This is a genomic window from Ramlibacter algicola, assembly GCF_016641735.1.
Taxonomy (GTDB): Bacteria; Pseudomonadota; Gammaproteobacteria; order Burkholderiales; family Burkholderiaceae_C; genus Ramlibacter; species Ramlibacter algicola.
In genome coordinates this window covers 3,929,873-3,943,710 of record NZ_JAEDAO010000001.1, presented here as the reverse complement: position 1 = coordinate 3,943,710, position 13,838 = coordinate 3,929,873, and the positions used below count along the sequence as shown (strand labels likewise).

Genomic DNA, 13,838 nt, shown 5'->3' with positions numbered 1-13,838 from the left:
GAGTTGGAAGGGGAAGCGAAGCGCCCCGCCCTCGCGGATGACAACCGGTTACCTCCTGCAGCGCCTGCACGTTGACGCGCGTGCCGCCGAGGCGCACAAGGAACGCCAGGAGACATGCCATGAAAGACTTCCACCTGGAACGCAAGATGATGTCGCTGCTCGGCGACTTCTATCCCACCGGCCACCTGTTCGTGATGGTGCCCACGGAGGCCGACGCGCGGCGCGCGGAGGACCTGCTGTGCGGCGACGGGCAGGACTGCACCGGGGTGCACCTGCTGCGGCCGGCCGACGTGCTCGACGTGCTGCACCTGTTCGAGCACCGCGACATCGCGCTGCCGTCGGTCGGCTTCGAGGAGCACACGGTGCGGCATTTCGCCGAGCTCGCGCGCGAAGGCCACCACGCGCTGCTGCTGCCGGCGCGCAACGCGAAGGCTTGCGAGCACCTGATGGAAGTGTTGCGCGGCGTGCCGGTGTCGTCGGCGGTGTACTACCGCCGCTTCGTCATCGAGGAACTCGTCGCCTAGCCTCTGGCCCCTTCTCGGCCCAACGCGGACCCGTCTTTCTGCCGCGCAGGCTCCGGAGCGAAGACCTGCTTCAGCTCGAACGGCGTCGCCACTTCGAGCTGGTCGTAGCGGCACTCGGCCGCGGGCTTGTCGTCGCGCCAGCGCAGGAAGGTGGTCGCATGGCGGAAGCGGCGGCCCTGCAGGTGGTCGTACTTCACTTCGCACACGCGCTCGGGGCGCAGCGGCTCCCACGCGAGGTCCTTGGCGCCGCTCCAGCGGCTCTTCGCACCCGGCATGCGGTCGGCGTCGCCGACGCTGGCCTGCGCCCACTCGCGCCAGGGATGGTCGGCCATCGCGTTCTCGCGCATCGGCGCGAGTTCCTCCACCAGTTCGCGGCGGCGCGCCATCGTGAACGACGACGTCACGCCCACGTGCTGCAATTGCCCGGACTCGTCGTACAGCCCGAGCAACAGCGAGCCGACCGCATCCTGCGTGTCCTTGTACCAACGGAACCCCGCGACCACGCAGTCGACGGTGCGCGCGTGCTTGATCTTGAACATCGTGCGCTTGCCCGGCTGGTACTTCGCATCGACGGGCTTGGCCATCACGCCGTCGAGCCCGGCGCCTTCGAAGCGCTGCAGCCAGTCCTGCGCCAGCGCGCGATCGGTCGTCACGGGCGTCAGGCGCAGCGGCGGCTTCGCGGACTTGAGCAGGCTTTCGAGGCGCTGGCGGCGCTCCTGCTGCGGCAGGTCCATCACCGACTTGCCGCCGGCGGCGAGCAGGTCGAAGGCGACGAAGCCGGCCGGCGTTTCCTTCGCCAGCTTGCCGATGCGCGAGGCCGCCGGATGGATGCGCTGCTGCAGCGCGTCGAAGTCCAGGCCCTGCGGACCCGCGACCACGATCTCGCCGTCGAGGATGCAGCCCTTGGGCAACTGCTCGGCCAGCACCTTCTCCAGCTCGGGGAAGTAGCGGTTGAGCGCCTTCAGGTCGCGGCTCTGGATGCGCACGCCGGTCGTGTCGCGGAAGACGATGGCGCGAAAGCCATCCCACTTGGGCTCGAAGAGAAAGCCCTCCGCCTCGGGCAGCGCTTCGGCGATCTTGGCCAGCATGGGATCGATGGGGGAGGTGAACAGGGATTCGGTGGCCATCCGGCGGTTGTACCGCACGCCGTGCGCAGCCGGGGACGGAGCGGCTCGACGGGAACCCTTCCGTATAATCGCCGCCATCCGAGGAGCGTTGCAGCGCCGCACGGCGTGAGGCTCGGAAACCTTCGCAACGACGCTCACCCACTGTCCACGTGTGGTGAGTCCGCGCCGGCAGTGGCTGACACCATCGAACTGGAGCCACCATGAACGCCGTTCTCAAGAACACCGCGACGCAGGATTGCGTCATCGCCGACCTGTCGCTCGCCGACTGGGGCCGCAAGGAAATCAAGATCGCCGAGACCGAGATGCCGGGCCTGATGGCGATCCGCGAGGAATACGCCAGGAGCCAGCCCCTGAAGGGCGCGCGCATCACCGGCTCGCTGCACATGACGATCCAGACCGCGGTGCTGATCGAGACGCTGCAGGCGCTGGGCGCGCAGGTGCGCTGGGCCTCGTGCAACATCTTCTCCACCCAGGACCACGCCGCCGCGGCCATCGCCGCTGCCGGCACGCCGGTGTTCGCCGTCAAGGGCGAGACGCTGGAAGAGTACTGGGACTACACGCACCGCATCTTCGACTTCGGCGCCAAGGGCACCGACGGCGAAGGCCCGAACATGATCCTGGACGACGGCGGCGACGCGACGCTGCTGATGCACCTGGGCCAGCGCTGCGAGCAGGACCTGTCGCTGATCGACACGCACTCGTCGGAAGAGGAGCGCATCCTCCACGCGGCGATCCGCAGGAAGCTCAAGGAAGACCCGACCTGGTACTCGCGCAAGGCGAAGGAAATCCTCGGCGTGACCGAGGAAACCACGACCGGCGTGCACCGCCTGATCGACATGGCCAACAAGGGCCTGCTGAAGTTCCGCGCGATCAACGTCAACGACTCCGTCACCAAGAGCAAGTTCGACAACCTGTACGGCTGCCGCGAGTCGCTGGTCGACGGCATCAAGCGCGCAACTGACGTCATGGTGGCCGGCAAGGTCGCGCTGGTGGCCGGCTACGGCGACGTGGGCAAGGGCTCGGCGCAGGCGCTGCGCGCGCTGTCGGCGCAGGTGTGGGTCACCGAGATCGACCCGATCAACGCCCTGCAGGCCGCGATGGAAGGCTACCGCGTGGTGACGATGGAGTACGCCGCCGACAAGGCCGACATCTTCGTGACCGCCACCGGCAACCGCGACGTCATCACCTACGCCCACATGGCGAAGATGAAGGACCAGGCGATCGTCTGCAACATCGGCCACTTCGACAACGAGATCGACGTCGCGTCGCTCGAGAAGAAGTGCCAGTGGGAAGAGATCAAGCCGCAGGTCGACCACGTCATCTTCGAGGACGGCAAGCGCATCATCCTGCTGGCCAAGGGCCGCCTCGTGAACCTAGGCTGCGGCACCGGCCACCCCAGCTACGTGATGTCCTCGTCCTTCGCCAACCAGACGCTGGCGCAGATCGAGCTGTTCACCAAGCCGGACGAGTACGAAGTCGGCAAGGTGTACGTGCTGCCCAAGCACCTCGACGAGAAGGTCGCCCGCCTGCAGCTGTCCAAGCTGCGCGCCGAGCTGACCGAGCTCACCGAGGAGCAGGCGGCGTACATCGGCGTGAAGAAGACCGGGCCGTACAAGCCCGACACGTACCGGTATTGATGAACCCGTCGTCCCCGCGGAGGCGGGGACCCATCGCTTCCATCCGATGGCGGGAGCGGTGGATTCCCGCCTCCGCGGGAATGACGAGATTCCCACCATGCGTGCCGACCAACTCCTCGTCGAACGCGGCCTCGCGGCCACGCGCTCGCAGGCGCAGCGGCTCATCGCCGCGGGCTTGCGCTGGCATGACGGGCGGGCGTGGCGCGACGTCGCCAAGAACGGCGACGAGGTGCCCGAAGCGGCGCAACTCGAACTGCGCGACGACGCCGAGACGCGCTACGTCTCGCGCGGCGGCCTGAAGCTGGAAGGCGCGCTCGACCAGGCGCGGCTCGATGTGACCGGCTGGCGCTGCCTCGACGTGGGCCAGTCCACCGGCGGCTTCACCGACGTTCTCCTGCAGCGCGGTGCGGCGAAGGTGGCCGGCGTGGACGTCGGCCACGGCCAGTTGCACGAGCGCTTGCGTGGCGACGCGCGGGTCGTGTGCATCGAGAAGTGCAACGCGCGCTCGCTCGATGCCGGCGTGCTGGCGACCGCGGGTGTCGAAGCAGGCTTCGACCTCGCCGTCGGCGACCTGTCCTTCATCTCGCTCACGCTGGTGCTGCCGGCCGTGGCGCCCTTGCTGCACGCGGGCGGCAGACTGCTCATGCTGGCCAAGCCCCAGTTCGAGTTGCAGCCCGGCCAGCTCGGCAAGGGTGGCATCGTGCGGGACGAGGCGCTGTATCCGGTGGTGGAGCAGCGCCTGCGCGCGGCGTGCGAGGCCAGTGGCCTGGCGGTGGACGGCTGGTTCGACAGCCCCATCCGCGGCGGCGACGGCAACCGCGAATTCTTCCTCCTGGCGACCAGGACATGACATGACGACCGTTCCGATCAGCCTCGAATTCTTCCCGCCCAAGACCCCGGAAGGGGCCGAGAAGCTGCGCGCCGCGCGCCAGAAGCTGTACGCGCTGGAGCCCGAGTTCTGCTCGGTGACGTTCGGTGCCGGCGGCTCGACGCAGGAAGGCACGCTGCTCGCCGTGCGGGAGATCATGGGTGAGGGCGTCTCCGCGGCGCCGCACCTGTCCTGCATCGGGCAGACGCGCGACAGCCTCCGCGAGCGGCTGGCGGCGTACGCGGCCGCGGGCGTGACGCGCATCGTCGCCCTGCGCGGCGACCTGCCCAGCGGGTACGGCCTGGGCGGCGAGTTCCGCTACGCCAGCGAACTCGTCGCCTTCATCCGCAGCGAGACGGGGCGCCAGTTCCGCATCGAAGTGGCGGCGTATCCCGAAGTGCACCCGCAGGCGAAGTCACCGGACGCCGACCTGCAGGCTTTCATCGCGAAGGTGGAAGCGGGCGCCGACGCCGGCATCACGCAGTACTTCTTCAACCCCGATGCGTACCTGCGCTACACCGACGAATTGCGCAAGCGCGGCGTCGACGTGCCGGTGGTGCCGGGGATCATGCCGATCACCAGCTCGAGCCAGCTGCTGCGCTTCTCGGACGCTTGCGGTGCCGAGGTGCCGCGCTGGATCCGCCTGCGGCTGCAGGCGTTCGGCGACGACAGCGCGTCGATCAAGGCGTTCGGCCTCGACGTGGTCAGCGAGCTGTGCGAACGGCTGGTGGCCGCGGGCGCGCCGGCGCTGCACTTCTACACGATGAACCAGGCCGCGGCGACGCTCGAGATCTGCCGCCGCCTGGCGCGCTGATGCGGCGCCCGCTGTTGGTGCTCGCCTGCGCCGCCGCTGCCACGTGCTGGGGCGGCGAGATCGACGTCGACAGCGGCTGGGCGCCACCGCAAGCCGCCGCCGATGCGGAGCCGGCCCAGGCTCCGCAGGCCGATGCCCTGCAGGAGCACCGCGGCGTGGCCTCCTGGTACGGCCTCGAGTTCCACGGCCGCCGCACCGCGAGCGGCGAACGCTTCGACATGAACGCGCTGACGGCCGCGCATCCGACGCTGCCCTTCGGCACGCGGGTGCGGGTGCTGAACCCACGCAACGGCCGCAGCATCGAGGTGCGCATCAACGACCGCGGCCCGCACGTGCGCGGTCGCATCATCGACCTGAGCCACGCCGCCGCCCGCACGCTCGGCATCCTGGGCTGGGGCGCGGCGACCGTGGTGGTGTCGCCACTGCCGGCGGCACAACGCTGACTTTCCGCAGCTTGCGGTCAGGGGCAGGCACCCTTCTTGCGCTAAGCTCATCCGTTGAAACCCTGACATCAACGGAGAAGAGCATGCACGCAAGAACTCTCGTCACCCTGGCCGTGCTGGCGGCCGCCGCCTCGGCCCACGCCGCCGAATGGAGCGACAACTCCATCGGCTACCGCTACGGCACGAAGTTCGCCGAGCCGTTCGGCCGCACGGACATCCACAAGAACATCATCAACTTCACGCACGCCAGCGGCTACAAGTACGGCAGCAATTTCCTGAACGTCGACCTGCTGGACTCGGACAACCGCGATGCCGAGGCGCAGGAGGCGTACATCGTCTACCGCCACACGCTGGACCTGGGCAAGGTCACCGGCAAGGACTTCAAGATGGGTCCGGTGCGGGGCCTGGGCCTGACGGCCGGCTTCGACTGGAACACCAAGAACGACCCCGGCTACGCGTCCAAGAAGCGCATGCTGGTGGTCGGCCCGACGCTGTTCATGGACGTCCCCGGCTTCCTGAACGTCGGCCTGTACCTCCTGCACGAGAGCAACAAGCCGGTGGGCGTGGCCTCGCGCTACACCTACGACACCCACCCGATGCTGGGCGCCAGCTGGGGCATCCCGATCGGCAGCGGCTTCTCGTTCGAGGGCTACGCCAACTGGATCGCGGCCAAGGGCAAGGACGAATTCGGCGGCCAGACCGCGCCGGAATTCAACTTCGACGGCCAGGTGATGTACGACGTGAGCGGCGCCCTGGGCATGGGCAAGAACACGCTCAAGGCCGGCCTCGAGTACCAGTACTGGCGCAACAAGTTCGGCAACAGCTACCGTGGCCCGGCCGGTCCCGGCGCGCTCGCCAAGACGCCGATGGTGCGCGTCGAGTACCACTTCTGACGCTTCGCATCGGACAGGACAACGGGCCCCTCGGGGCCCGTTTTCTTTTTGGCGGAAGCGCTGCGATCAGCCGCCGCCGCTCTCCAGCACGTGGCCCTTGCCGCGCCCGCGCCCCAGCAACTCCACCAGCTGCGGCAGCGCCGGCTGCAAAGCCGCCTTGAGGATGTGCGGCGGGTTGACGACGAACACGCCGCTGGCCGACAGCCCGCCCTTGCGTTGCGGGTCCTCGGACTGGCCGATCGCCAGCGTCGCGTGCAGCCAGGGCTTGCGGAACGAGTTGCCCAGCGCCTTCAGCTTGCGTGGCAGGTCATGCGCCTCGGGCCGCGGGATGATCGGGTACCAGACCATGTACGTCCCGGTCGCGAACCGCTGCAGCGCGTCGCGCATGGCGGCGAGCACCTTCGCGTAGTCGCTCTTGATCTCGTAGCTCGGGTCGATCAGGACCAGGGCGCGGCGGCTGGGCGGCGGCAGCACCGCCTTCAGGCCTTCGAAGCCGTCCTCGCGCGCCACGCTCACCTGCCGGCCGGCGCCCAGCTGCGCGACGTGCGCGGCGAGGGCGGTGCTGTCGGACGGATGCAGCTCGAACAGCTTCATCTTGTCGCGCACCTCGGTGCGCAGCAGGTGCTGCGCGATGAAGGGCGAGCCGGGGTAGATCTTCCAGCGGCCTTCGCGGTTGAACTGCTTGACCAGGTCCAGGTAGCCGGTGATCGCCGGTGCGAGCGCCTGCTCACTGTCCGCGCCTTGCGCGGCCACGGCTTCGGCCAGCTTCAGGACGCCCTCGGCGGCCTCGCCGGAGGTGCCGGCGAAGTCGTCGTCCAGCCGGTACAGGCCGGCCCCGGCGTGGGTGTCCACCACCCACAGCGGGCTGTCCTTCTGGGTCATGTACCGCACCGAGGCAATCAGGGCGATGTGCTTCAGGACGTCGGCGTGGTTGCCGGCGTGGAAGCCGTGGCGGTAACTGAACATCCGGCGATGGTACCCGCGGCACCCGGCGCCTTGCGGTAAGTGCTTGATCCGACGTACAATCTTGGGCTCTGCAGCGCCACCATTGGGACCCGCGGCAGATACCGGCAGGCCTTGCGGCCGGCCGAAAACCCCGCCTAAGAGGTCTTCACCAGAAAGACACCGACCGCGGAAAAGGACCCGCAAACCCTCGAAGGACCTTCATGAAAACGTTCAGCGCGAAACCCGCTGACGTGAAGCACGAGTGGTTTGTGATTGACGCCACCGACAAGGTGCTCGGACGTGTTGCCAGCGAAGCAGCACTCCGTTTGCGCGGCAAGCACAAGGCCATCTACACGCCTCACGTCGACACCGGCGACTTCATCGTCGTCATCAACGCTTCCCAGCTCCGGGTCACCGGCGCCAAGGAGCTCGACAAGAAGTACTACCGCCACTCCGGCTACCCCGGTGGCATCCGCGAAACCAACTTCCGCGACCTGCAGGCCAAGCATCCCGGCCGCGCGCTCGAGAAGGCCGTCAAGGGCATGCTGCCCAAGGGCCCGCTCGGCTACGCCATGATCAAGAAGCTGAAGGTGTACGGTGGCGCCGAGCACCCGCACACCGCGCAGCAGCCCAAGCCCCTGGAGATCTGAGCATGATCGGTGAATGGAACAACGGCACCGGCCGCCGCAAGAGCAGCGTGGCCCGTGTCTTCCTGAAGAAGGGCAGCGGCAAGATCGTCGTCAACGGCAAGGAGATCGAGAAGTTCTTCGGCCGCCAGACGTCCATCATGATCGCCAAGCAGCCCCTGATGCTGACCAACCACGCCGAGACGTTCGACATCCAGGTCAACGTGCACGGCGGCGGTGAATCGGGCCAGGCCGGCGCCACCCGCCACGGCATCACCCGCGCGCTGATCGACTGGGACGCGTCGCTCAAGCCGGTGTTGTCGCAGGCTGGCTTCGTGACCCGCGACGCCCGCGAAGTGGAACGCAAGAAGGTCGGCCTCCACTCCGCCCGCCGCCGCAAGCAGTTCAGCAAGCGCTGATCCGCCGCGGCCCACGCCGTTACAAAGCCGCACAGGTGCCCTGTGCGGCTTTGTCGTTTGCGGGCCGGCTTTTGAGACACTCCTAGCTCATGCGTTGGAAGCTCCTCCGCCGCCGCCTCACCATCAGCGCCCCGCGCATGAAGGTGCGCACCGCGATGCCCTGGCCGTTGCGCTGGGCCGTCATCGCCATCGTGCTCGGCTTCTGCGGCGCGATCAGCCTGTGGGCGTTCGAACTGGGCAAGAGCCTGGCCGGGCTCGACACCCGCGCCAAGGAAGAACTGGTGCAGCTGCGCAGCGAAGTGGAGCGCCTGCGCGACGAGCGCGACAAGGTGCAGTCGGTGCTCAACACGTCCGGCTCGCTGCTGACCACCGAGCGCGCGGCGCAGTCCAGGCTGACCGCGCAGGTGCGCCAGCTCGAGGCCGAAAACCGCGGGCTGCGCGATGACCTGGCGTTCTTCGAGAAGCTGATGCCGGTCAATGCCAACGAGGCGGTGGCCATCCGCGCGCTGCAAGCCGAGATGCTGGCGGGCAGCCAGCTCAAGTGGCAGGTGCTGGTGATCCAGCACGCGCGCAATGCCCCCGAATTCCGCGGCAAGCTGCTGCTGAGCCTGGGCGGCACGCTGGACGGGAAACCGTGGTCGATGGACCTGCCCGACGGCGCGCGCGACCTTCGGTTCCGCCAATACGGCCGCCTGGAAGGCATGGTCGACCTGCCGAGCCAGGCCGTGGTAAAAAACGTGTCCGCCCGGGTGGTGGACGGGACGTCCACCCGCGCGGTGCAGAGCATCCAGCTCGGCACCTGAGCCACAAAAGTATTTCCGAGGGACCCCCTGATGTTCGGCAAGAAAGCCCAGCCCCCGATCAAGAGCCTGATCGCCCACGGCACCCGCGTGGACGGCAACCTCATCTTCACCGAGGGGCTGCGCATCGATGGCGAAGTCGTCGGCGACGTGCGCGCCGCGACCGAGGAGCCGAGCATGCTCGTCATCTCCGAGGCCGCCACCGTGCAGGGCACCGTGCAGGCCGACCACGTCATCGTCAACGGCACCGTGCGCGGCCCGGTGCATGCGGCCGAACTGCTGGAACTGCAGCCGAAGGCGCGGATCGAAGGGGATGTCTCCTACCGCGCGCTGGAGATGCACCAGGGCGCGGTCATCGCCGGCCAGCTCCAGCCGCTCGAGGCGGGCGAGGAAAAGCCCTTACTGAAGCTGGCGGCAAACAATTCCTGAGGCAGCCGGCGCCGTCGCGTTGCCCCACAATCGAAGCTGTCACGAAGGAAATCCCATGAGCGCCGTCGCCGAGAACGTCCAGTCCGAAATGCCCGCCCCGCTGCTGTTCACCGACAGCGCCGCGGCCAAGGTGGCCGACCTCATCGCCGAGGAAGGCAATCCCGACCTCAAGCTGCGCGTGTTCGTGCAGGGTGGCGGCTGCTCCGGCTTCCAGTACGGCTTCACGTTCGACGAGATCGCGAACGACGACGACACCGTGATGAGCAAGAACGGCGTCTCGCTGCTGATCGACGCCATGAGCTACCAGTACCTGGTCGGCGCCGAGATCGACTACAAGGAAGACCTGCAGGGCGCGCAGTTCGTGATCAAGAACCCGAACGCGACCACGACCTGCGGTTGCGGCTCCAGCTTCTCGGCCTGATCCAGCTCAGCGCGGCCAGACCGCACCCAGCACACGGGCGCCTCGGGCGCCCGTGGTGCTTGTGAGGGGCAACTCGCGCCGCTCCACGCATTGCATCGCCAGCCAGGCGAACGCGCAGGCTTCCACCTGCAGCGGCGGCAGCCCGGCCTCCTCGCTCGACAGCACCTTCGCGCCCGGCAGCAGCGCCTGCAGGCGGCGCATCAATTGCGCGTTGAGCGCCCCACCGCCGCAGACCACCAGGCGTGGCAAGCGTGGCTCGTGCCGCAGCACGTCGTCGACGCAGCAGCGCGCGGTGAACTCCAGCAGCGTCGCCTGCACCACCTGCGGTGACAGCTGCGCGTGGCTGGCGAGCCTGGCCGCGAGCCAGGGCTCGTTGAACAGGTCGCGGCCGGTGCTCTTGGGCGGCGGCAGCGCAAGCCAGGGCTCCTGCAAGAGCGTCGTCAGCAACGCGGCATCGGGCGTGGCGCCGGCGGCCCACGCACCGTTCGCATCGAACGCTTCGCCGCGGTGGCGTTGCACCCAGAAGTCCATCAGCGCATTCGCCGGGCCGCAGTCGAAGCCGAGCATCGAGCCGTCCGCGCGCAGCAGCGTGAGGTTCGCGATGCCACCCAGGTTGAGCACGCCGACCGTTTCCCCCGCGCGGCCGAACACGCCGCGGTGGAAGAAGGGTGCGAGCGGCGCGCCTTGGCCGCCGGCCGCGACGTCGCGGCTGCGGAAGTCGGCGACGACGTCGATCGACGTCAGCTCCGCGAGCAACGCGGGCTGGTTCAGCTGGGTCGTGTAGCCGGTGCCGTCGAACGCCTGTGGGCGGTGGCGCACCGTCTGGCCATGGGCGCCGATCGCTCGCACGTCGGGTGCGTCGACACCTGATTGCTCCAGCAATTGCCGGACGACTTGGGCGTAGAGACGCACCAGGGCGTTGGCCGCGAATTGCGCCCGGTGCAGCTCGTCGTCGCCACGCGTGTTGAGCGCGTACAGCTCGGCGCGCAAGGCGGGGTCGAACGGTGCGCTGGCATGCGCCAGCACGCGCAGGCCGCCGTCGAAGTCGGCGAGCACGCCGTCGACACCGTCCAGCGAGGTGCCGGACATGAGGCCGGCGTAGAGCTGCGCCATGCGCGCGGAGGTTTACTGGGCGCCGGCGACGGCGACCGTGCCGGCGGCTTCGAGCTGCGCGCGCATCGACGTCGCGAGCTTGTCGAAGGCGGGGCGGGCGGCGGCCGTGATGACCGTGCCCTGCGCCTTGCGCGCGACCTCGATCGGATCGCGGAAGGTGCCGTTGATGCGGAATTCGAAATGCAGGTGCGGGCCGGTGGCCCAGCCCGTCGAGCCCACGGCGCCGATGCGCTGGCCTTGGGCGACCGACTGGCCGCGGCGCACGTCGACGCGGCTCAGGTGCGCGTACACGGTGATGTCGCTGGGGTTGTGGCGCACCATGACCACGTTGCCATAGCCATTCTGCACGCCGGCGAACTCGACGATGCCGTCGCCCACCGTGCGCACGGCCGTGCCGGTGGGCGCGCCGTAGTCGACGCCCGTGTGCGCCCGCCACGTCTTCATGATCGGGTGGAAGCGCATCGCGAAGCCGCTGGTCACGCGCGAGAACTCCATCGGCGAGGCCAGGTACGAACTGGTGAGGCTCTTGCCGTCGAAGCCGTAATACGCGCCCTTGCCGGCTTGCTGGAACCACACGGCGTTGTACTGGTGGCCGTTGTTCAGGAACTCGGCCGACAGCACGCGGCCGGTGCGCAGCGGCTCGCCGTCGGCTTCGAGCGCTTCGTAGACGACGCTGAAGCGGTCGCCCTTGCGCAGGCCGCGGCGGAAGTCGATCTCGGCCGAGAGGATGTCGGCCAGCTGCACGGCGACTTCGTCGGGCAGCCGGGAGTCGTCGACGGCGGCGAACAGGGACGAGCGGATGGTGCCGCTGCCCAGGCGCGTGGTGGCCGTCAGCGGCGCCGTCTCGACGCGCGTGGTGAACTTGCCCTTGTCGCCGCGCTGGACGACGAGGCGCTTGAAGTTGCCGCTGTCGTCGGCCACCCAGCGGGCGGTCAGCGCGCGCAGCGCATGCTGGTCGGTGGCTTCGGCGCGCACCGAGCGGCCATAGCGCCCGAGCAGTTGCTGGCGCACCAGCGGATCCTGGCGCAGGTAGGTGGCCGCCACGGGGTCGCTGACACCGAGGCGCGCGAGCAGCGATTCGACCGTGTCGGTCGGCCGCACGGTGTCGCTGCGCCACAGGCTGAAGGAGAACGCGTCCAGCACCTCGGACTGCTCGCGCAATGCGAGCGGCTCCACGGGTTCGACGACTTCACGGACCGGAAGGGCGGAGGGATCGGGGCCGAAGGAGGCGACGGCGAAGGCGGCTCCCCCGCCGCCCAGCAAGCAGGCGGCGATCAGTGCAGTCACCTGGCGCGGGTGGTGCTCCAGCACTCGCGCGGCGGCCCACAGCGCCTGTGCGGCGACGGCCGTCATTCCGTTTCTTTTCAAGCCTCGAGTCCTCTCTGGCGAGTCCGCATGCCGTCCTGGTCTCGGCACGTCCTCGCTGTCCATCTGGGCCGGCGGCGTGCCTGCTTGGGGCACCCTTTTAGAATCTGCCGGCCGGCATATCCGGGGCGCAGTATAGCCACGGCCCCAACGCATCCGGACTGCGGAAAACTCCTGATGAATCAACAACTTGTTACCAAAGATGGGCTGGTGAGCGACCGCGTGCGCGAAGCCATGGCGGCCAGCCTGCGCGGCTGCGAGGAGCTCATCCCGCAGGAGGATTGGCAGCGCAAGCTGGTCCGCAGCGAGGCGACGGGGGTGCCGCTGCGCATCAAGTTCGGGCTCGATCCCACCGCCCCGGACATCCACCTGGGCCACACGGTCGTGTTCAACAAGCTGCGGCAGTTGCAAGACCTGGGCCACGTCGTGATTCCGCTGATCGGTGACTTCACGACGACGATCGGCGATCCGTCGGGCCGGAATACAACGCGGCCGCCGCTGACCCGCGAGCAGATCGAGGCCAACGCCAAGACCTACTTCGACCAGATCGGCCGCGTCATCGACGTCAGCCGTGCCGAGGTCCGGTACAACAGCGAGTGGTGCGACCCCCTGGGCGCCCGCGGGATGATCCAGCTGGCGGCGCGCTACACGGTGGCGCGGATGATGGAGCGCGACGACTTCCACAAGCGCTTCCAGGACGGCCGCCCCATCAGCGTCCACGAATTCCTCTATCCGCTCATGCAGGGCTACGACTCGGTCGCGCTGAAGTCGGACCTGGAACTCGGCGGCACCGACCAGAAGTTCAACCTGCTGGTGGGCCGGCACCTGCAGCAGGAATACGGCCAGGAGCCGCAATGCATCCTGACCATGCCGCTGCTCGAGGGCCTGGACGGCGTCGAGAAGATGTCCAAGAGCAAGGGCAACTACGTTGGCATCACCGAGGACGCGAACACCATGTTCGCCAAGGTGATGTCGATCTCGGACGTGCTGATGTGGCGCTGGTACCGGCTGCTGAGTTTCCGCGCCGAGCAGGACATCGCGAAGCTGAAGGCCGAAGTCGACGGCGGGCGCAACCCGCGCGACGCCAAGGTGATGCTGGCCAAGGAGATCACCGCGCGTTTCCACAGCGCGGCCGCGGCCGACGCCGCGGAGCAGGACTTTGTCAACCGCAGCAAGGGCGGGGTGCCCGACGAGATCCCGGACGTGGCGTTGACGGGCGCGCCGCTGGGCATCGGCGCGCTGCTCAAGCAGGCGGGCCTGGCGCCATCCACGAGCGAGGCCAACCGCCTGATCGATGGCGGCGGCGTGCGAGTGGACTCCGCGGTGGTGAGCGACAAGGCACTGAAGATGGCCGCGGGCACCTACGTCGTGCAGGTGGGCAAGCGCAAGTTCGCGCGCGTGTCGCTCTCCTAGC

General features: G+C 68.6%; 16 protein-coding genes and 1 riboswitch. Of the genes, 12 read left to right on the top strand and 4 right to left on the bottom strand.

The window, feature by feature from the left end; all coding sequences use genetic code 11:
* Window positions 1-119: 119 nt before the first annotated feature.
* On the top strand, window positions 120-524 hold the full coding sequence (locus tag I8E28_RS19340; RefSeq protein ID WP_200789855.1) for an RNA-binding protein: 405 nt from the start codon (window positions 120-122) through the stop codon (window positions 522-524).
* Here the strand turns inward: I8E28_RS19340 and I8E28_RS19335 are convergent.
* Entirely contained in the window at window positions 521-1,651 is a 1,131-nt protein-coding gene (locus I8E28_RS19335; RefSeq protein ID WP_200789854.1) for an ATP-dependent DNA ligase, read from the bottom strand. The genes I8E28_RS19340 and I8E28_RS19335 overlap by 4 nt on opposite strands.
* Window positions 1,652-1,725: 74 nt before the next feature.
* Window positions 1,726-1,794: riboswitch (S-adenosyl-L-homocysteine riboswitch) on the top strand.
* A 57-nt stretch (window positions 1,795-1,851) separates the two neighbouring features.
* On the opposite strand from I8E28_RS19335, the gene ahcY reads away from it, so the two are divergent.
* From ahcY to I8E28_RS19310, 5 genes are all read left to right on the top strand, one after another.
* Window positions 1,852-3,288 (top strand): adenosylhomocysteinase, encoded by a 1,437-nt coding sequence (ahcY, locus tag I8E28_RS19330; protein WP_200789853.1) that lies wholly within the window; start codon window positions 1,852-1,854, stop codon window positions 3,286-3,288.
* A gap of 97 nt (window positions 3,289-3,385) precedes the next feature.
* On the top strand, window positions 3,386-4,138 hold the full coding sequence (locus I8E28_RS19325; RefSeq protein ID WP_200789852.1) for a TlyA family RNA methyltransferase: 753 nt from the start codon (window positions 3,386-3,388) through the stop codon (window positions 4,136-4,138).
* A gap of 1 nt (window position 4,139) precedes the next feature.
* Window positions 4,140-4,970 carry a methylenetetrahydrofolate reductase [NAD(P)H] gene (gene metF, locus I8E28_RS19320; protein WP_200789851.1) on the top strand — a complete coding sequence of 277 codons (831 nt, stop codon included), beginning with the start codon at window positions 4,140-4,142 and terminating at the stop codon, window positions 4,968-4,970.
* A complete protein-coding gene (locus tag I8E28_RS19315; RefSeq protein ID WP_200789850.1) occupies window positions 4,970-5,413 on the top strand; it encodes a septal ring lytic transglycosylase RlpA family protein in 444 nt (147 codons plus the stop codon). Before metF ends, I8E28_RS19315 begins: the two co-directional genes overlap by 1 nt.
* Before the next feature lie 83 nt (window positions 5,414-5,496).
* Window positions 5,497-6,306 carry an outer envelope protein gene (locus I8E28_RS19310; RefSeq protein WP_200789849.1) on the top strand — a complete coding sequence of 270 codons (810 nt, stop codon included), beginning with the start codon at window positions 5,497-5,499 and terminating at the stop codon, window positions 6,304-6,306.
* A gap of 66 nt (window positions 6,307-6,372) precedes the next feature.
* On the opposite strand, the gene I8E28_RS19305 is transcribed toward I8E28_RS19310, so the two are convergent.
* Window positions 6,373-7,272 carry a 23S rRNA (adenine(2030)-N(6))-methyltransferase RlmJ gene (locus I8E28_RS19305; RefSeq protein WP_200789848.1) on the bottom strand — a complete coding sequence of 300 codons (900 nt, stop codon included), beginning with the start codon at window positions 7,270-7,272 and terminating at the stop codon, window positions 6,373-6,375.
* Window positions 7,273-7,472: 200 nt separating this feature from the next.
* Between I8E28_RS19305 and rplM the strand changes: the two genes are divergently transcribed.
* The 5 genes from rplM to erpA all read left to right on the top strand — a co-directional run bounded on the left by rplM (window position 7,473) and on the right by erpA (window position 9,946).
* Window positions 7,473-7,901, top strand: coding sequence for a 50S ribosomal protein L13 (gene rplM, locus I8E28_RS19300; RefSeq protein WP_200789847.1), 429 nt, complete (start codon window positions 7,473-7,475; stop codon window positions 7,899-7,901).
* Between the two features lie 2 nt (window positions 7,902-7,903).
* Window positions 7,904-8,296 (top strand): 30S ribosomal protein S9, encoded by a 393-nt coding sequence (gene rpsI, locus I8E28_RS19295; protein WP_200789846.1) that lies wholly within the window; start codon window positions 7,904-7,906, stop codon window positions 8,294-8,296.
* An 89-nt stretch (window positions 8,297-8,385) separates the two neighbouring features.
* Window positions 8,386-9,099: a DUF6776 family protein gene (locus I8E28_RS19290; RefSeq protein WP_200789845.1), complete on the top strand. Its 714-nt coding sequence runs from the start codon at window positions 8,386-8,388 to the stop codon at window positions 9,097-9,099.
* Between the two features lie 30 nt (window positions 9,100-9,129).
* The gene (locus I8E28_RS19285) at window positions 9,130-9,525 is read left to right on the top strand and encodes a bactofilin family protein (RefSeq protein ID WP_200789844.1); all 396 of its coding nucleotides are present in this window, start codon (window positions 9,130-9,132) and stop codon (window positions 9,523-9,525) included.
* A 55-nt stretch (window positions 9,526-9,580) separates the two neighbouring features.
* Entirely contained in the window at window positions 9,581-9,946 is a 366-nt protein-coding gene (erpA, locus tag I8E28_RS19280) for an iron-sulfur cluster insertion protein ErpA (protein ID WP_200789843.1), read from the top strand.
* 6 nt (window positions 9,947-9,952) lie between these two features.
* Here erpA and I8E28_RS19275 read toward each other — a convergent pair whose 3' ends face one another.
* The gene (locus I8E28_RS19275) at window positions 9,953-11,059 is read right to left on the bottom strand and encodes an anhydro-N-acetylmuramic acid kinase (RefSeq protein ID WP_200789842.1); all 1,107 of its coding nucleotides are present in this window, start codon (window positions 11,057-11,059) and stop codon (window positions 9,953-9,955) included.
* Between the two features lie 12 nt (window positions 11,060-11,071).
* The gene (locus tag I8E28_RS19270; RefSeq protein ID WP_200789841.1) at window positions 11,072-12,412 is read right to left on the bottom strand and encodes a M23 family metallopeptidase; all 1,341 of its coding nucleotides are present in this window, start codon (window positions 12,410-12,412) and stop codon (window positions 11,072-11,074) included.
* 189 nt (window positions 12,413-12,601) lie between these two features.
* On the opposite strand from I8E28_RS19270, the gene tyrS reads away from it, so the two are divergent.
* Window positions 12,602-13,837: a tyrosine--tRNA ligase gene (gene tyrS, locus I8E28_RS19265; protein ID WP_200789840.1), complete on the top strand. Its 1,236-nt coding sequence runs from the start codon at window positions 12,602-12,604 to the stop codon at window positions 13,835-13,837.
* Window position 13,838: the final 1 nt, after the last annotated feature.